The following is a 16,518-nucleotide window of genomic DNA, read 5'->3' on the forward strand; positions in this document are numbered from 1 at the left end:
GCAATATTATGTTTACCGGGCAAACTAAGTTGCACCAGTATCTGTTCATTGCCGTACACCAGCTTAAACTGAGCGCAGCCCTGGCTATTTAAGCTAATTTGCTCGGCCCGGATATCAGCAGCGCTATGATCTGCGGCGCTGTCAGTTTTGTAGTCACTGGCGAAACTAATAATTTTCAGATGCTTACAGCGGTTACGCCAGTATTCGGTAAACTCACTGTCATGTTGCATAATGGCAATACCGCCATCGGCTAAACCAGAGAAAATTTCGCCTTTTGCCCGGGCAACACCGTAGGTATCACCAAACCCTTCCAGGTGTGAGGCGGCAGCGTTGGTAATAATGGCTACATCAGGTTTAACCAGCGAGGTGGTATAGGCTATTTCCCCGGCATGGTTTGCGCCCAGCTCCATAACTGCATAACTGGTCTTGAGCTGTTAAGCGCAACAGCGTTAATGGCACGCCGATATCATTATTAAAATTACCCTGGGTGGCCAGCACCTGACCGCAGCGGCTGAGTATCGCCGCCAGCATTTCTTTAACGGTGGTTTTACCTGCGCTGCCGGTTACCGCTATGGTTTTCGGCTGTAAACGGGCTTTAACTGCAGCCCCTAACTGGCCCAGAGCCAGCCGGGTATCGGCCACCACTATCTGACTGATGTCGCAATCCAGCGGCCGGTCTACCACAATAGCGGCCGCGCCTTTGGCCATCACATCGGCTACAAAGCGGCTGCCATCAAAGTTCGGGCCTTTTAAGGCAATAAACAGCGCCCCGGCGCTTATCGTTCGGCTATCAGTGCTGACGTCGCTGATTGGGTGATTGTCGCCAATTAACTGCCCCTGTAATAAATTGGCTATTTCTGCACAGCTTAGGGTAATCATGATGCCATCTCCGACATAAGTTGCCGCACATAAGCACGCTCATCGTAACGTTGTTGTTCGTGCCCGATAATTTGCGTAGTTTCATGGCCTTTGCCTGCCAGCAGGATCACGTCACCCTGCTGAGCACTGACCAGCGCCAGCTTAATGGCCAGCTGACGGTTAGGTTCAATCCGGTAATTATCCGCGTCCTGCATGCCGGCAGTGATGTCCTGGCATATCTGCAGCGGCGCTTCACTGCGTGGGTTATCTGAGGTAACAATGCAGTGGTCAGCATATTGCTGGGCTAACTGGCCCATTAACGGTCGCTTACCTTTGTCACGATCGCCGCCACAACCAAAAACGCACCATAGCCGGCCAGCACAATGCTGACGCAGTGCTTGCAGTGCCTGCTGCAAAGCATCAGGGGTATGGGCATAATCAACTACCACGGTAACGCCATGACTAAAGACAAATTGCTCCATTCTGCCGGCCAGCGGTTGCAGGCTGCTGGCCGCATGCAGCAGTTCAGTTACGTCATAGCCCAGTGCCAGTAAGCTACTAATGGCAGCCAACGCATTCTGAATATTAAATTCGCCGAGCAGGGGCAGATGCAACTTATGCTCGCCGGCCTGGCTGTTAAGCAGACATTGAAAACCGTGCTCAGTAGCAGTGAGCTGGTGATAGCCCAAAAAACGGGCATACCCCTGACAATCCTCTGCCTTTCCATAAGCCCAAACCGGGGTATCGTTACGACTGGCCAGTGCCTTCCCTAACGGATCAGAAACATTCAGCACGGCACAGCGGCTCATATCGGGTTGGAACAGCAAGCTTTTTGCCTGACCATACTCGGCCATGCTGCCATGGTAATCGAGATGATCACGGCTTAAGTTGGTAAACACCGCCACCTGAAACTGCAGACCAGCCACCCGCTGTTGCACCAGCGCATGCGAAGATACCTCCATCGCCACCACCTGACGTTTTTGGGCGACAAATTCAGCCAGAATTTTCTGTATCTCAATGTAATGTGGTGTGGTATTCAGCAACGGCGTCAGTTGCTGCCAGTGACCATAACCCAGGGTACCAATAACGGCTGCCGGCGTTTCACATTGCTCGGCCAGCTGGTTGATAAAGCAGCTGGTACTGGACTTACCGTTAGTACCGGTGATCCCGACCAACTGAAGATGTTGTTGAGGCTGTTGGTAAAAGCGGGCTGCCAGCTGGGGCATTTGCGTCACTAGATCAGACAGCACCACCACTCTTTCATCCTCAACATGCTGCTGTTCAGCATCAATAGCATCTGTCAGCACCAGCGCTGCGCCCTGTGCCAGTGCCTGATCAATATACTTGTTACCGTGTTCACGGGTACCAGGCAGGGCGACAAACACATCGCCACTGCTTACCTGGCGGCTGTCGAGCTGCAAATGGCGCAGTGGCCGGTCAGCCAGATTTTTCGTCCGTTCAGGCAGCCATAAATGTAACTGATTAGTTGGCATTGTGGCCTCCTGCGCGGCTGATAAGCGCCGGGCCGGTATCAGCATCGGGCGTAACATTAAGTAGCTGCAGGCTGGCGCCCATAATACTGGCAAATACCGGCGCAGCGATTTCACCACCATGATAAAAATCCCCGGCCGGTTCGTTGATCACCACTACCGTGACAATCCGCGGATTAGACACCGGGCCGACACCCGCAAACGAGGCGATATAATCATCACCGTAGCCACCGGCAACCGCTTTGCGGGCAGTACCTGTTTTACCGCCAACCCGGTAACCGTGAACCTGGGCCCGGGTCGCAGTGCCACCGGGGCCAATATTCGCTTCCATCATTTCAAGCATGGCCAGCGCATGCCTTTCAGCTAAAACCCGCTGCCCCGGGTAAGGCTCGTTGTTTTTAATAATGCTCAGCGGCCGGTTAACGCCACCGTTAGCCATAGTGGCGTAGGCGCGGGCCAGCTGCACCGCAGTAACCGACAGGCCATAACCATAAGAAAAAGTAGCGCGTTCAAAATCAGACCAGCGCTGACGGTAGCTGAAAATACCACTGCTCTCACCTGCCAGACCCAGGCCGGTCTCTTCGCCCAGCCCCATATTGTTATACAAGCCGAGCACGTGCTGATGGGGCATATCCAGCACCAACTTAGCCACACCCATATTGCTGGACTTCTGAATAATGCCGGTTAAATCTAATTCTTTATAATTATTGGGGTCGCGCACCCAGCTGCCACCAATTCGCATCGTGCCAGGGCTGGTATCGACCACCGTATCCAGGTTGGCACTGCCAAATTCCAGTGCACTTAGAACGGCCAGCGGCTTCATGGTCGACCCCGGTTCAAAGGTGTCGGTAATCGCGCGGTTGCGAAAGCGATGCACCGGGGTATTGCGCCGGTTATTCGGATTAAAAGACGGGCTGTTGACCATCGCCAGAATTTCACCGGTTGCCACATCAACCACTACGGCCGAGCCGGAAGTGGCGCCATGCGATAGCACCGCTTTTTTCAGTTCGCGATAAGCCACTGTCTGAATTCGCTGATCAATACTCAACTGCAAATTGGCCGGCGCGGTGGCATCCTGCCGCTCAGTACTTCAATTTCCCGGCCCTTAGCATCTTTGCGAAATACCTTGCGACCCGCAGTACCGGTCAGTAAGTCGTTAAAGCGCTTTTCAATACCTTCGACCCCAACATCATCAACATTGGTAAAGCCGATTAACTGGGCGGTCACTTCGCCGGCCGGATAATAACGTTTCGATTCCTGGCGAAAGTAAATGCCCGGCACTTTTAGCTTTTTGACGTAATCGACCACAGCCGGGTTCACCTGACGCTGCAGGTAGACAAAGCGCCGTTTCGGATCATCACCCACCCGGCTTAATAACTGCTGCGGGGTCATTTGCATTATATCGGCCAGCGCATGCCAGCGCCGCTCGTCACCTGGCGCATTGCGCTCGATAACAATTTTCGGATCGGCCCAGATGGCCTCGACCGGCACACTCACCGCCAGGGCTTCGCCGTGACGGTCAAACACCATGCCACGCATTACCGTATCGGCTTCTACCCGTAAACTGCGCCGGTCGCCCTGAGTTACCAGCATTTCAGGCTCCACCACCTGCAACCAGGCAGCCCGGCCCAGCAAAGCAGCAAACACCGACGTCAGCATCACCATTACAAACGCGAAACGCCAGCTGATTACTGACGGATACTGGCGGGCTTTGGCCTGGCTTTTGCGTGGTTTAGCTGTCATTGCGGCCTCACCATAATGTCACGTTCACCACTGGGTCGCTGCATATTTAAGCGCCGTCTGGCGATATCCTCCACCCGACTGTGCTCAGCCAGCGAACGCTGCTCCAGCAGCAAGTTGCGCCATTGTGTATCCAGCTGATCACGCTGCTGATAGTACGCGTCCTGAGCAATGGTCAACTGGCGGTTTAAATGCGCCAGGTACACCACGGCCAGTGCTGAAACAATACAAGCCAGCAGCAACACACCGGCCAGCTTATGTTGGCGCCAGTCCTGGGAGATTAATCGTTCCAGCTGAATTTGGCTCATAACCGCTGCTCCCCGGTGATATCCTGCTTTTCAGCAATTCGCAGCACCGCACTGCGCGCACGCGGATTAACCGCCAGCTCAGCCTCGGAGGGCATAATCGCTTTGCCGATCAGTTTCAGCGGAATAGCCTTCGACAACTGGGCATCGGTTAACGGCATACCACGGGGTACCGGCTCACCTTTGGAATAACGGCGCATAAACTGTTTAACCAGGCGGTCCTCCAGCGAGTGAAAGCTGATCACTACCAGGCGGCCACCCGGCTTCAGCACACTCATAGCCGCATGCAGCGCCAGATTGACCTGCTCCAGTTCACTGTTAACGTAAATGCGGATGGCCTGAAAGCTACGGGTTGCAGGATGCTTTTTCTCTTTATGGCTTTTCGGCACGCTGTCGCTAATCAGTTTCGCCAGCTGGGCTGTGCGGGTAAAGGGGGTCTCTTCCCTGGCAGCCACTATTGCCTGGGCAATCCGCCAGGCAAACCGCTCCTCGCCGTATTCACGCAGCACAAAACTGATATCTTCGACATCGGCAGTCGCCAGCCACTGGGCTGCCGATAAACCACTGCTGGGGTCCATCCGCATATCCAGCGGGCCATCCCGCATAAAACTAAAACCACGATCGGCGTCATCCAGTTGCGGAGAAGACACGCCTAAATCCAGCAAAATGCCGTCAAGTTTGCCACTGAGTTGTTGTTGCTCAGCCACGGTTGCCAGGGCGGCAAAGGGGGTATGGGTGATGTGAAAACGCGCATCAGCTTGCAGTGGGGCTGCAGCAGCGATAGCGGCGGGGTCGCGGTCTATAGCGAATAAACGGCCGTGCGGGCCAAGTAAATTAAGGATCTCTTTGCTATGACCGCCACGACCAAAGGTACCGTCCAGGTAAATCCCGTCGGCTTTAATTGCGAGTCCGTCAATTGCTTCTTGCAGCAAGACAGAGATATGAGCGTGGCTAGTCATTTACAGTACAAAGTCCTGTAATCGTTCAGATAATTCAACGGTGCCTGCCTGAGCCTGTTCCAGTTCAATATCAGCGGTTAAACGCTCGTGCCAGGCGGCTTCGTCCCAGATTTCAAACTTATTTAGCTGGCCGACCAGCCGGATATTCTTGGCCAGACCGGCGTGCTGGCGCAGTGGCGCCGGCACTAAAATACGACCGCTTTTATCCATATCGCAGTCGGTGGCGTTACCGAGTAATAAACGCTGCAGACGGCGTTCCTGCGGGTTCAGGCTGGACAGGGACTTCAGTTTTTCTTCTATTTCTTCCCATTCAGCCAGCGGATACAATAATAAGCAGGGGTCGTGCAAGTCGATGGTGCAGATCAAGTGGCCCTGATTTTCAGACAGCAAGGTTTCGCGGTAACGCGCTGGTAGCGCTAACCGTCCCTTATCATCCAATGTCAGTGTAAATGAGCCACGAAACATAACTTATCTGCCTGGTTAAGCGGCCTGCGATTTTCAGCGCAGCGCCAGCCTGAATCGATTGGAAAATTCCAAAATGATCCACAATTACCCACAAATCCCCACAACGATACAGTTTAGGGCTCTGCTTTGACCAATGTCAAGGTAAAAACCGAGTCTGTTGATCGATATAGATCCAGTAAAATCGGGCGCTCTGATGAAGTTGATGATTTTGGTGGGGAAAAGTGGTGAAGGCTGTAAGGTTTATTGGCCGGGTTGCTGCAAATAAATTTACCTATGCTGGCTTTTTCATCAGAAAACTTGCTATTGCTGAATAAATTATTCAATATAAATTTACATATCGCATAACTAATTTTTGTAACCGGCTAGCAGGCCGGTTGAGCCTAAGACCACCGCCTATGCTGAGTTTACTGAAGATACGTGGCATGCTGGACCAGATGTCGGTTATTGAGCGCAAGCTGGCCGAATTTATACTGGACAATGCCCATATGCTGCGCGATTACTCCTCGCAGCAACTAGCCGATGCGGTAGGTATTAGCCAGTCCAGCGTGGTGAAGTTTTGCCAGAAGCTAGGTTACAAAGGGTATCCTGATTTAAAGCTGGCGATTAACGAAGCGGTAGTGACCGCCAGCACGATGAACCGGGATCAGGCTGATAAAAATAATGATGATGGTAGCTTACTGGGCATTGGCGAACAGTTGCAGTTCAGTCTGCAACAACATTTGCGAACTTTGCTGACCATTAACGATGAAAAAACCCTGCTGCAGGCCGCCCGGTTACTGCAAGGCGCCGATAAAATACTGCTGGCCGGGTTTGCCAAGTCGGCAATAGTGGTCGCCGATATGCAGTTCCGGCTTGCTGCAACTGGGCAAGCTGGCGCTGCATCATGCCGACCCGGCGTTAGCGCTGCAGCTGGCCCGCAGTTTAACCGACACCAGCGTACTGTTGCTGGTATCCGACTCTGGCCAGAACAGTGACATATTAAAGCTGGAGCACTATGCCAAAAGCCGCCAGCTGAAAATTATCTCGCTGACCAGCTATAAAACTAATGCCCAGAGTCTGGCAGCCGACATCACCCTGTTTACCTTAAGTGCCGAAGAAGATATTCGGTTAAACCCGATTTTAACCCAGCTGGCGCAGCAGCATCTGTGTCATATGCTGTATTTGCAGCTATGCCAGTGGCAGAATAACGATTTGGCGCTGACCGAAAGCACCGAATTACTGGGCCTGCTGGAAAAGCCCTAAGCTGCATCAGCGAACTCAACACTCATAACTCAACACTAAACATTTAAGTCAGGACAGCATTTTTAAACCATCGATAGCGGTGATCCCCAACCCCGGCGCATTGCCAATGGTAATGTCAGCATCATTAAAGCTGACACTGCTTTGCACCGGATCAAAGCACAAAGCGACGGTCCGTCTAAATCAATTTTAGTAATAACATCTGACTTGGCTACTGCAACATGCACCGCAGCGGCCACGCTGATGCTGCCTTCGAGCATGCAACCTATCATGCACTGCATATCGTAAAACGAGCAGATATCGGCAATTTTAATGGCATTAGCAATTCCGCCGGTTTTCATCAGCTTAATATTGATAATATCGGCGGCGCGCATTTTTATCAGCTCATATCACTTCGCGCGGGCCAAAACTGCTTTCATCAGCCATGACCGGGGTATGCACCCGCTCGGTTATGTATTTTAAGCCGTCTAAGTCGTACGCTTTTACCGGCTGCTCCACCAGCTCCAGACGCACGCCGGCATCTTCTAATTTGCGCAGCGCATATACCGCCTCTTTGGCGGTCCAGCCCTGATTGGCGTCCAGCCGGATTAATGCCTTGCCGGCAACGGCAGCATAAATGGCTTTCACCCGCTCATATATCAACGCCGATATCTTTGCCCACTTTTACTTTCAGGGTTTCAAAACCGCGATCGATGGCACTGAGGGAATCGGCGACCATTTTGTCGATATAATCGACACTGATGGTAATGTCTGTTGTTATTTTTGGAACGCCCCCACCGAGAATTTTATACAACGGCGCCTGATACAGCTGGGCAAATAAGTCATACACTGCCATTTCCACTGCCGCTTTGGCGCTGTAGTTTTTCATTATGGCGCCCTGAATAAGGCGGATAATATGGTTTAAATCGGCAATCTGCTGGCCCACCAGTTTCGGCTTTAACACACTTTTAATGGCATCAATTATCGAGCCATGAATATCACCGGTAATCACTGCCGTGGCAGGCGCTTCACCATAGCCAATATGGCCGGTGTCGGTTTCAATCATTACCACCACGTCTTCAATTTGCTGCACCGTACGCAACGCCGTTTTAAACGGGGTTTTCAGTGGTATGGTAAGCATGCCCAGCCGGATATCGGTAATTTTCATAGGTGCCTCGGTTAACGCAACGATTTAATCGCGTATATTTTGTCCAGATAACTGCTGTCAGCCGAAAGCCGCAGCGGGGTTAACGGTGTTACTGCCACCCCATTTAATATGCCCTGATAAAGCTCAGGCTGTGCCGGCGAAGCGTCGGCATCGTTTTTTGCTTCCTGATCGGTAAAATAGGCCAGATCATGTACCGAGTGAATCACAAAAGGCTCACCCTTATCACTGCCCAGGTACAACATGACATGACCCGGCCGGTAAATTAAGTCACCGGCGCTGGCCTCATTGATCGCCGCCAGTTTGTCACTGTGGCTGCTATCTGCCGTAAAACGGATATTCTGGCCATAGCTGCCCTCGCCCTGTTGGCCAGAGTTACGTGGCATCAGCAAACCAAAGCTGCGGTATATTTCAATTATAAAGCCGGTACAGTCGCGACTGTCATAGTCATGGCCCCAGCCGTAGCGGTCTCCGAGAAACTTAAACGCCTGGGTTATCACATTGGCTGTGGTATACGGCAGGTAACCGATATTGACATCCTGCTGGCGGGCAATCAGTGCCGGGGTGAAATCCAGGCTACCATCGCTGTTCCGCACCGGTAATTTAACAATATGGCTGGCATGCGGGTTCTGACCATGCACATTGTGGCCGGTATCTTGGGTAGTGAGTAACGGTAAGCGGCTGCCCATGTCGAGCAGGAGTTCTGAAATAGCCGGTTGCACCGGCGTATAGCTGGTGTAGGCGCGGGCACCGGTCACCACCAGAAACGGTGTTTGTTCACTGTATGCCAGCACCTGTTGTCGGCTGCCAATGGCAACATCTTCTGAGTACACCCAACCAGTGTAATGGTAATTCTGCAGCAGCAGCCACTTGCCATCGCGGCTTTGGTGCAACACTGCAACCGCTTCACCGGGAAATAAGGCGGTTTCCTGAAAACGGTCTAAGTCCAGGGCCATCTGCTCATTGTGCACCCGGTCGGTGGTCGGCATGCTGCGTAAATCCGTGCGCTTTACCACCAGGCCAAACTGCACAGGGTTGTCAGCTGGTAGCGCGTCGCTATTCAGATTGGAGCGGTAGGCCTGCCACTGTGCAGTAGTTACGGCATTGCCATCGGCATAATACCTTGGCTGTTCGGGCGAGGCACTGGCTTGATTGATAATGGCAGTTAGGGTCGTTGCGGATAACGTTTGTGGCACGTCCGCCAGTCTGGTCATTTCTGGTTGACGGGCAAAGGTAGTGTTATTTCTGGTATTGATTTGCTGCTGGGATAATAACACCCTATCGGCATCTGCTACCTTCGCCAGCCAGTAGGCAGCATTTAACTGTTCGGTTTTTAACATAGGAATATCTGACTCAGCATAAACATTTCTCTGAACACCGCCGCTACTCAGGCATAAAAGCAATATTAACCAATAACCTAGCTTCATTTCATCCTCTTATCAGCCCCCCAAAACTGCTGGCTGATGTTTATAATAGCTGCAAATAGAATCAAATATTCCAATTAATAATAATTTTTAGCATAAATTATTTTCAAAACCAAAAAATTATTGCTATGTTAATTTTGTGCAGAAAATAAACACCTCGCACTATAACTATAAACGGGTATTAAAAAGGGCAAGCAGAACCCTGTTACGGACAGCTACAACACGCAACTCCAGGAGAGATACTGATGAAGTATAACGAGCTCAAATTTATAAAAAGTCGTTTGGCGCAAGCAACCCAATTCGCTTTTCGCTCCCCGGCGACCGTTACCGCTATGGTACTGGCTGGTATTCTGACCTGTGCACCGGTAGCGGCACAACAGGTAGGCGGTATCCGTGGTAAGGTAACCACCGAACAAACCGGCGACTCACTGGCCGGTGTTACAGTAACAGCAACCAGTAATGTATTACCCGGTGCCCGCACCGCGGTAACTAAAGCAGATGGCAGCTACTCGCTGCCGCTGTTAATCCCGGGCCGCTATCAACTAACCTTTACTGCCGCCGACGGTTCAGTACGCCGGACTGAAGTTGACGTGCGGCTGGAGCAAACCTCTAATGTTGATGTGCCAGCTTGATGGCAGCAGCAGCGACATTGAAGTAATTGAAATTGTCGGCAGCACTATCGTCCGTGAAGGTAACTCCAGTTTAACGAACTCGCTGGGTGCCACTGCCATTGAGAGTTTGCCAATTGGCCAGAATTACCGGGATTTATTGAAACTGATCCCGGGTGTGCAGTATTCAGAAAATGCGACGCTGGGCCCGTCCGCCGGTGGCTCTGGGGTTGATAACAAATATGGCTTCGATGGTGTGGATGTCTCCTTGCCATTATTTGGTAACTTAGCGTCAGAACCGTCAACTCATGATGTTTTACACGTGTCGATGGACCGTGGTGGCGCTAAAGCGGTCGGCTTTAACCGCTCTGGCGGCTTTGCCATTGATACGGTGTCTAAGTCAGGTACCGACGAATACAAAGGTAGTGTTGAATACAAGCTGCAAGATAAAAGCATGGTATCCGATATTACCGGTGATATCCCGTATGAGCTCGATCAAAGCTGGATTACCGCTGGTTTCGGTGGGCCACTGATTAAAGACAAGCTGTACTTTTACGGCTCGTACTACCGGCCGGAAGTTGACCGGGTAAATAAAGAAACCGCTTACGGCCCGGTGAAAAGCTTCAACAGCACCCGCGACGAGTTTTTCGGTAAGTTAACCTGGGCAGCGACCGACGATTTACTGTTTAATATCAGCCAGCGTAGTTCAGAGCGGGATGTGGTTGGTGACTCAATTGGCACGCTGGACAGTGATGAAGGCTCAGTCGGCGCAAAAGCTGAACAGGATATCTTTACCCTGGATGGCTCCTGGCTGATTGATGGTGACACCTCTCTAACCTTTAATATTAATAGTTTTGAGCTGGTTGACTCCAGTACCCCAGACACTATCCTGGGTTTTGAGCCAGTGATTGGTAGCAGCCTAGGCCTTAATAACCTTGACCAGCAAGGCCGTTTTTCTGTGCCCATTTTACGGGATGATACGCCGGAAAATGCCGCCTTTAATGCTGCAGCGCAAATGCTGATTGACCGCTATGGTTACATCGGTGATGACGGTGCGCGCACCGGGGGTGGCCGGGTTGGTGCTTACAACCAATTTGATGACGTGAAATTTAGCCGTGACAGCTTTGAAATAGCCCTGGATCGGGAAATGGAGCTGGGTAATGCCTGGCATAACTTCCATATTGGCTTTAAGTACTCGGAATTAACAGAAGAATTACGCCGGGTGTCTAACGGTTGGGGCACCATCGGCTATCTCGGGGGCTTAAGCACCACAGTGCCCGGGGCATTTTATCAGGCTACCATAGTAGGTGCTGATCCAAGCGTCGGTGAAGGCCTGAACGTGCTGGAGTCTTCGGTTAAAACCTACAACCTGGAAATTAACGACACAATTACCGCCGGCGACTTTGAGTACAATATCGGCGTGTTAATCAGTAAAGATATCCTGTATGGCCAGGGCTTGCGGGAAAACGCCAATAATTTATCCGGCTTTGAACTGGCGCCGGGTAATAAATATAAAATGTATACCATGGACTGGGACGACATGATCCAGCCACGGCTGGGCGTAACCTGGCGCTACGATGGTGAAAATACCGTGTTCGGTAACTTTGCTGTCTATCACCCGGAAGCGAACTCGCTGGCCCGCGCCGCGTCGTGGGACCGCTCTACCCTCGGCCGGATCACTGACGTTTATTTTGATGAAGACGGTGACTTTGTGGAGGAAAGATACCGTGGCTCTTCATCAGGTAAGTTTTTCGCCGATGGCTTAAAACCCCGCCGGATTGATGAGTTTACGATTGGTACTACTAAAGCCATGAGCAGCCAGTTGTATCTGCGTGGCCATATCCGCCATCGTAAAGGCTCTAACTTCTGGGAAGATGTACCCAATGCCGCACGGCTGTCAGGTACCTATGGTAATGGCCAGGTGCCGGCCGACATTGCCGCCCGGGGCCTGTATATTCCGGAGCTGGCTGACTACCGCGAGGAAATTGGTGGCTCAACTTATGTTATCGCCGAAGTCGATGGCGGTTATACCAAATACTGGGAAGCCAGCATTGAAGCAGAATGGATAGGCGAACGGACCTACATTAACGCCTCTTATGTCTGGAGCCGTTACACCGGTAACTTTGACCAGGACAACACCACCACCAATAATGACGCCAACACCTTTATCGGCTCATCGTTCTACAATGACGAACCGGGTAAGTTCTCCTGGGATAACAAAGACGGCACCTTAAGTTCAGATAAACCACACTTGCTGAAAGTATTCGGTTACTACACCCTGGACTGGAATGCTAATGTCGGCGCTTACCTGTTGTATCAATCAGGGCAAGCCTGGGAAACCTGGTCAGCAGAGTATTACGGCCATGCACCTACCAGTGCTTACTATGCGGCCAGCGCTTATGCTGAAAAAGCCGGTAGTCGCAGAACCTCAAGTCACTGGCAACTGGATTTAAACTACACCCAGAACTTTGCCGTTACTGACAAGCTGAACATGAAGTTTCAGATTGATATCTTTAACCTGTTTGACCGCCAGACTGGCTACAACGTGAACCCCTACGACTATCAGGCAAACTACGGTCAGGCCCGCAGTTTCTACCTGCCACGTAGAATTCAGTTCTCAGTTGGTATCGACTTCTGATCCCATGTTGTTCCTGGTACCTTTTGCCCGCCTTGTGCGGGCTTTTTTCTGGCCAAAAACTCAGGCCAATCGACAGGCATAAAAAAACCGCGCCAGGCATCAGCCTTGGCGCGGTTATCTGTTAAATAGGTGAGTTAGCCATTAAGCCGGGTTCTGTGCTCTGTTGCCAGAGTGACAATCATTCCTCTAGGGCTCAGGTCACCCTGAGCCTCAAGCAATCTACCCGCCCTCAACGCGGGCCGCGCCATAGAGGGCCTATTTGATCTTGCTCCGGGTGGAGTTTACCGTGCCACGAACTGTTACCAGTCGCGCGGTGCGCTCTTACCGCACCCTTTCACCCTTACCTGATCCCACTTGCGCGGGCCATCGGCGGTTTGCTCTCTGTTGCACTGGTCGTAGGCTCACGCCCCCCAGGCGTTACCTGGCACCCTGCCCTGTGGAGCCCGGACTTTCCTCCCCTTGCTTACGCAAGCAGCGATTGTCTTGGCCAACTCAGCGCGCATTATACGTGAAACGACGTTAACTGCCAGCCCATTCTAGGGCCAGCTTATACAGGGCATTTTTCTTTTCGTTATGAATTTGCGCCGTTAACGCTGCGGCCTGCTTTACCGGCAGTTCGGCCAGCAGAATTTTTAAGGTTTGCTGCGCCTGTTCGCTGATGTCGCTGGCGGCTCTGGCGGGCTCGGAGGCAATCATCAGTACCATTTCACCCTGACAGCGCTGCGGGTCCTCGTTCAGCCAGGCCTGAATTTGCGCCGGCGTGCCATGACAAAAAGCTTCAAAGGTTTTGGTCAGCTCTTTGGCCAGTACCAGTTCCCGCTCAGCACCCAGCACCAGTGCTACATCGTCCAGACAGGCCTGAATCCGCCGCGCGGTTTCGTAACACACTACAGTGCCAACATCGACTGGCAATGCCGCCAGTTGCGCCTGACGCTGACTGCTTTTTGCTGCCAGAAAACCAATAAATAAAAATTTGTCGGTCGGTAAGCCCGCAGCACACAGCGCCGTAATAACCGCACTGGGGCCCGGTATTGGCACGACTCTGACCCCGGCGGCCCGACACTGCCGCACCAGATTATAGCCCGGGTCGCTGATCAGCGGCGTCCCGGCATCGGAAACCAGCGCCAGATCCTCTCCGGCCAGGCAGCGCTCAATAATACTGGCTGCCCGCTGCTTTTCATTGTGATCGTGCAGCGCCAGGGTTCGGGTTTGCACGCCCAGATGTGCCAGCAATTTGCCGGTATGGCGGGTATCTTCAGCGGCGATACAGCTAACCTGCTTTAACGTAGCAATTGCGCGCTCGCTAATATCAGCTAAATTACCGATAGGTGTGGCAACAACATACAAAGATCCGGTTTGTTTGGTCATATTTCGCTATTTAATTGAGCTTGGCGGGCAGTCTAAGTAAGATAGCCCTATTAAAAGCCTAATGGTACTGTGCAACGTGAATTCCAGCAAATTAAAGCCACTGCTATTTTTAAGCCTGTGCGGCCTGTTAGCCAGCTGCGCCCAGCAACCAAAACCTGAGCCGGAACGCCCGGCGCTGAGCACTGAGCAGGAACTGCCGGTAACGATTGTTGAAGATGCTACTGAGCTTTATCAGAAAGCCCGTGATTATCAGGGCGAGGCCCGGCAAATTCATCTGCTGCGCGCCGCCCGGGCGGCACTGGAACAGCAACAGTATCCGTTGGCATTGGCCATAACCCATACCCTGGCAAACAGCGAGTATTCCCTGGTACGCCAGCGCAATATTTTGTTGTTGCTGCAAGCGTATCTGGCGAATAATGAGCTGGAGCGCGCCAGTGCCCTACTGGAAAACACTAACCTTGATACCCTGCCAGAAGCCGATATCAGTGAGTACCTGTGGCAGGGAGCACAGTTTTATGCCAAACAGCAACGCAGCCTGGCAGCCAGCCGCTGGCTGTTGCAATTGGACCAGCAGCAACAAAACACCGACAACTACCCTGAACTATGGAATTTATTGTGGCAACAACTAACTGCGTTAAATCAGAGCAACCTGGCCACGCTGCGTACTAATGCCACTAACCGGAATATCGCCTGGTTAAATCTGGCTGAGCTCAGCCGGGCTAATATTGGCCAGCAACAGGCACTGCAACAGGCCCTGACCGACTGGCATCAGCGTTATCCGTTTATGCCGGGCCCGGACGCGTTGCCGCAGGCACTGCAGCAACTACTTAGCTTAACCCCATATCAGCCACAACGAATTGGCGTGCTGTTGCCGTTAACCGGCAATTTCCGCGCTCATGCCAAAGCCCTGCAATATGGCTTAATCAGCGCAGCCAGCGAACAGGAAACTGCCCCACAGCTTATTTTTATCGACAGCCAGCAAAGCCCGGAACTCATCACTGCCGCCTTAAAACAACAGCTGGTAGATTTTGTAATTGGCCCGCTGCTGCGGGACCAGGTTGATCTGATTAGCCAGCAACAAGACTGGCCCTGGCCTACTTTGTTTTTAAACAGCCGCGATCCGGACCAGCCAAAAAGAGATAATCACTTTTTTTATGCGTTAAGCCTGGAAGATGAAGCTGCCCAGATGGCGGCGCTGTTTCAACAGAAAAATTACCAGCGGCCGGTGCTGATTAGCGCCCGTAATAATATCAGCCAGCGGATGCAGCAGCATTTCGCCAGTCAGTGGCAGGCCTTAGGCCACCCGACACCAGAGCTCTACCAGTTCAGCGCCAAAGCAGAGCTGGAAGCGATTGTCAGCAGCTTGCTGGAAACCGATAGCAGCCAGGACCGGATCCGCAGTATCAGCAGCCTGGTCAGTGCTAACACTAAATTAGAAGCTGAGCCACATAGCCGGTTAGACATCGACGCCATTTACCTGCTGGCGGATCCGATGCAAACCCGGTTATTCAAACCTTATATCGATGTGTCGGTAAATCAGACCGCTCCGCGGCTGCCGGTCTATGCGAGTTCACGCAGTTTCAGCGCCAGCCTCGATCGCAATGAGCAACGCGATTTAAATGGCCTGACTTTTACCGAAATGCCCTGGATGCTGGGTGAGCAAAGCAGTGTGCAACTGCGCGAGCAATATCAGCAGCTGTTTACTGATCAGGATGAAATACTGCAGCGCTTGTATGCAATGGGCCACGATGCCTATCAGCTCATCGCCCGCCTGAAGCAGCAACAGCATCTGCCGGCGCTGGTATTTTCCGGCCTCACCGGGCAGCTAAGTCTGGATAAAGATGGCAGTGTGGTACGCCGTTTAAGCTGGGCCCGCTATCGTAATAACCGGTTAATTGCCGTGCAGGAACCCTGAGCAAGAATAGCTGACGATGAACAACAAAGGGGAATACTACGAGCAACTGGCGCTGGACTATTTACAGCAGCAGGGGTTAAGCCTGGTGTGCCGTAATTATCAGTGCAAAGCCGGCGAAATTGATTTAATCATGCGCCAGGAGCAGTACCTGGTGTTTGTTGAAGTAAAATACCGGGCCAGCGCGGCATTCGGCGGGGCGCTGGCAGCAGTAACGCACAGCAAGCAGCAAAAACTATTGCGGGCCGTACGCTGGTATTTACAGCAACATGGCGGCCAGAGTCAGCCATGCCGGATTGATGTATTAGCAATTGAAGGGCGCGAGCCCTTTCATTACAACTGGCTGCAAAATGCGTTCAGTTAAAAGG

17 protein-coding genes, 1 other RNA gene and 1 pseudogene are annotated in these 16,518 nt (G+C 52.2%); 6 read left to right on the forward strand and 13 right to left on the reverse strand.

All coding sequences use genetic code 11. The annotated features are described in order from the left end of the window. Positions 1–32 precede the first annotated feature (32 nt). The 7 genes and pseudogenes from KG631_RS19005 to mraZ form a co-directional block, all read right to left on the reverse strand. Positions 33–879: pseudogene (locus KG631_RS19005) on the reverse strand (Mur ligase family protein); the annotation flags it as partial. Further along, on the reverse strand, positions 876–2,351 hold the full coding sequence (murE, locus tag KG631_RS15425) for a UDP-N-acetylmuramoyl-L-alanyl-D-glutamate--2,6-diaminopimelate ligase (protein WP_214000560.1): 1,476 nt from the start codon (positions 2,349–2,351) through the stop codon (positions 876–878). The gene murE and the pseudogene KG631_RS19005, both read right to left, overlap by 4 nt. After that, entirely contained in the window at positions 2,341–3,396 is a 1,056-nt protein-coding gene (locus KG631_RS19010) for a penicillin-binding transpeptidase domain-containing protein (RefSeq protein WP_301003885.1), read from the reverse strand. Before KG631_RS19010 ends, murE begins: the two co-directional genes overlap by 11 nt. Next, complete coding sequence (locus KG631_RS19015) at positions 3,393–4,091, reverse strand: hypothetical protein (protein WP_301003886.1); 699 nt, start codon at positions 4,089–4,091, stop codon at positions 3,393–3,395. The genes KG631_RS19010 and KG631_RS19015 overlap by 4 nt, the downstream gene beginning before the upstream one ends. Next, entirely contained in the window at positions 4,088–4,396 is a 309-nt protein-coding gene (ftsL, locus tag KG631_RS15435; RefSeq protein ID WP_214000561.1) for a cell division protein FtsL, read from the reverse strand. Before ftsL ends, KG631_RS19015 begins: the two co-directional genes overlap by 4 nt. Next, positions 4,393–5,352 carry a 16S rRNA (cytosine(1402)-N(4))-methyltransferase RsmH gene (gene rsmH / locus KG631_RS15440; RefSeq protein ID WP_214000562.1) on the reverse strand — a complete coding sequence of 320 codons (960 nt, stop codon included), beginning with the start codon at positions 5,350–5,352 and terminating at the stop codon, positions 4,393–4,395. The genes ftsL and rsmH overlap by 4 nt, the downstream gene beginning before the upstream one ends. After that, complete coding sequence (gene mraZ / locus KG631_RS15445) at positions 5,353–5,817, reverse strand: division/cell wall cluster transcriptional repressor MraZ (RefSeq protein ID WP_214000563.1); 465 nt, start codon at positions 5,815–5,817, stop codon at positions 5,353–5,355. 395 nt (positions 5,818–6,212) lie between these two features. Between mraZ and KG631_RS15450 the strand changes: the two genes are divergently transcribed. Then, complete coding sequence (locus tag KG631_RS15450; protein WP_301003887.1) at positions 6,213–6,791, forward strand: MurR/RpiR family transcriptional regulator; 579 nt, start codon at positions 6,213–6,215, stop codon at positions 6,789–6,791. Continuing rightward, a complete protein-coding gene (locus tag KG631_RS19020) occupies positions 6,760–7,059 on the forward strand; it encodes a hypothetical protein (RefSeq protein WP_301003888.1) in 300 nt (99 codons plus the stop codon). The genes KG631_RS15450 and KG631_RS19020 overlap by 32 nt, the downstream gene beginning before the upstream one ends. A gap of 62 nt (positions 7,060–7,121) precedes the next feature. Here the strand turns inward: KG631_RS19020 and KG631_RS19025 are convergent, their stop codons facing one another. Genes KG631_RS19025 through KG631_RS15460 form a run of 4 tightly spaced genes read right to left on the reverse strand, consistent with a single transcriptional unit; the run spans position 7,122 to position 9,540 of the window. Next, complete coding sequence (locus tag KG631_RS19025) at positions 7,122–7,430, reverse strand: enolase C-terminal domain-like protein (RefSeq protein WP_301003889.1); 309 nt, start codon at positions 7,428–7,430, stop codon at positions 7,122–7,124. Positions 7,431–7,440: 10 nt separating this feature from the next. Further along, positions 7,441–7,698, reverse strand: a complete 258-nt coding sequence (locus KG631_RS19030) for an enolase C-terminal domain-like protein (RefSeq protein ID WP_301003890.1) — start codon at positions 7,696–7,698, stop codon at positions 7,441–7,443. Further along, positions 7,688–8,203, reverse strand: a complete 516-nt coding sequence (locus KG631_RS19035; protein WP_301003891.1) for a hypothetical protein — start codon at positions 8,201–8,203, stop codon at positions 7,688–7,690. The genes KG631_RS19030 and KG631_RS19035 overlap by 11 nt, the downstream gene beginning before the upstream one ends. Positions 8,204–8,214: 11 nt before the next feature. Further along, positions 8,215–9,540 carry an SH3 domain-containing protein gene (locus tag KG631_RS15460; RefSeq protein WP_301003892.1) on the reverse strand — a complete coding sequence of 442 codons (1,326 nt, stop codon included), beginning with the start codon at positions 9,538–9,540 and terminating at the stop codon, positions 8,215–8,217. 329 nt (positions 9,541–9,869) lie between these two features. Between KG631_RS15460 and KG631_RS15465 the strand changes: the two genes are divergently transcribed. Continuing rightward, the gene (locus KG631_RS15465; protein WP_214000565.1) at positions 9,870–10,256 is read left to right on the forward strand and encodes a carboxypeptidase-like regulatory domain-containing protein; all 387 of its coding nucleotides are present in this window, start codon (positions 9,870–9,872) and stop codon (positions 10,254–10,256) included. Next, complete coding sequence (locus tag KG631_RS15470) at positions 10,237–12,870, forward strand: hypothetical protein (protein ID WP_214000566.1); 2,634 nt, start codon at positions 10,237–10,239, stop codon at positions 12,868–12,870. The genes KG631_RS15465 and KG631_RS15470 overlap by 20 nt, the downstream gene beginning before the upstream one ends. Positions 12,871–12,996: 126 nt before the next feature. On the opposite strand, the gene rnpB is transcribed toward KG631_RS15470, so the two are convergent. Then, positions 12,997–13,365: RNase P RNA component class A (rnpB, locus tag KG631_RS15475), an RNA gene on the reverse strand. A 24-nt stretch (positions 13,366–13,389) separates the two neighbouring features. Next, positions 13,390–14,238 carry a 16S rRNA (cytidine(1402)-2'-O)-methyltransferase gene (gene rsmI / locus KG631_RS15480; RefSeq protein WP_214000567.1) on the reverse strand — a complete coding sequence of 283 codons (849 nt, stop codon included), beginning with the start codon at positions 14,236–14,238 and terminating at the stop codon, positions 13,390–13,392. A gap of 76 nt (positions 14,239–14,314) precedes the next feature. Here rsmI and KG631_RS15485 point away from each other — a divergent pair, with 76 nt between their 5' ends. Continuing rightward, the gene (locus KG631_RS15485) at positions 14,315–16,153 is read left to right on the forward strand and encodes a penicillin-binding protein activator (protein WP_365869218.1); all 1,839 of its coding nucleotides are present in this window, start codon (positions 14,315–14,317) and stop codon (positions 16,151–16,153) included. A 16-nt stretch (positions 16,154–16,169) separates the two neighbouring features. Further along, the gene (locus tag KG631_RS15490) at positions 16,170–16,514 is read left to right on the forward strand and encodes a YraN family protein (protein ID WP_214000569.1); all 345 of its coding nucleotides are present in this window, start codon (positions 16,170–16,172) and stop codon (positions 16,512–16,514) included. Positions 16,515–16,518: the final 4 nt, after the last annotated feature.

The sequence above is a fragment of the Arsukibacterium sp. genome (genome assembly GCF_018402695.1).
Lineage (GTDB): Bacteria > Pseudomonadota > Gammaproteobacteria > Enterobacterales > Alteromonadaceae > Alishewanella.

Coding starts and splice junctions, on each gene's coding strand:
- murE (WP_214000560.1), bottom strand. CDS start 2,351: ATGCCAACTAATCAGTTACATTTATGGCTGCCTGAACGGACGAAAAAT.
- KG631_RS19015 (WP_301003886.1), bottom strand. CDS start 4,091: ATGACAGCTAAACCACGCAAAAGCCAGGCCAAAGCCCGCCAGTATCCG.
- ftsL (WP_214000561.1), bottom strand. CDS start 4,396: ATGAGCCAAATTCAGCTGGAACGATTAATCTCCCAGGACTGGCGCCAA.
- rsmH (WP_214000562.1), bottom strand. CDS start 5,352: ATGACTAGCCACGCTCATATCTCTGTCTTGCTGCAAGAAGCAATTGAC.
- mraZ (WP_214000563.1), bottom strand. CDS start 5,817: ATGTTTCGTGGCTCATTTACACTGACATTGGATGATAAGGGACGGTTA.
- KG631_RS15450 (WP_301003887.1), top strand. CDS start 6,213: ATGCTGAGTTTACTGAAGATACGTGGCATGCTGGACCAGATGTCGGTT.
- KG631_RS19025 (WP_301003889.1), bottom strand. CDS start 7,430: ATGCGCGCCGCCGATATTATCAATATTAAGCTGATGAAAACCGGCGGA.
- KG631_RS19035 (WP_301003891.1), bottom strand. CDS start 8,203: ATGAAAATTACCGATATCCGGCTGGGCATGCTTACCATACCACTGAAA.
- KG631_RS15460 (WP_301003892.1), bottom strand. CDS start 9,540: ATGTTAAAAACCGAACAGTTAAATGCTGCCTACTGGCTGGCGAAGGTA.
- KG631_RS15465 (WP_214000565.1), top strand. CDS start 9,870: ATGAAGTATAACGAGCTCAAATTTATAAAAAGTCGTTTGGCGCAAGCA.
- KG631_RS15470 (WP_214000566.1), top strand. CDS start 10,237: ATGTTGATGTGCCAGCTTGATGGCAGCAGCAGCGACATTGAAGTAATT.
- rsmI (WP_214000567.1), bottom strand. CDS start 14,238: ATGACCAAACAAACCGGATCTTTGTATGTTGTTGCCACACCTATCGGT.
- KG631_RS15490 (WP_214000569.1), top strand. CDS start 16,170: ATGAACAACAAAGGGGAATACTACGAGCAACTGGCGCTGGACTATTTA.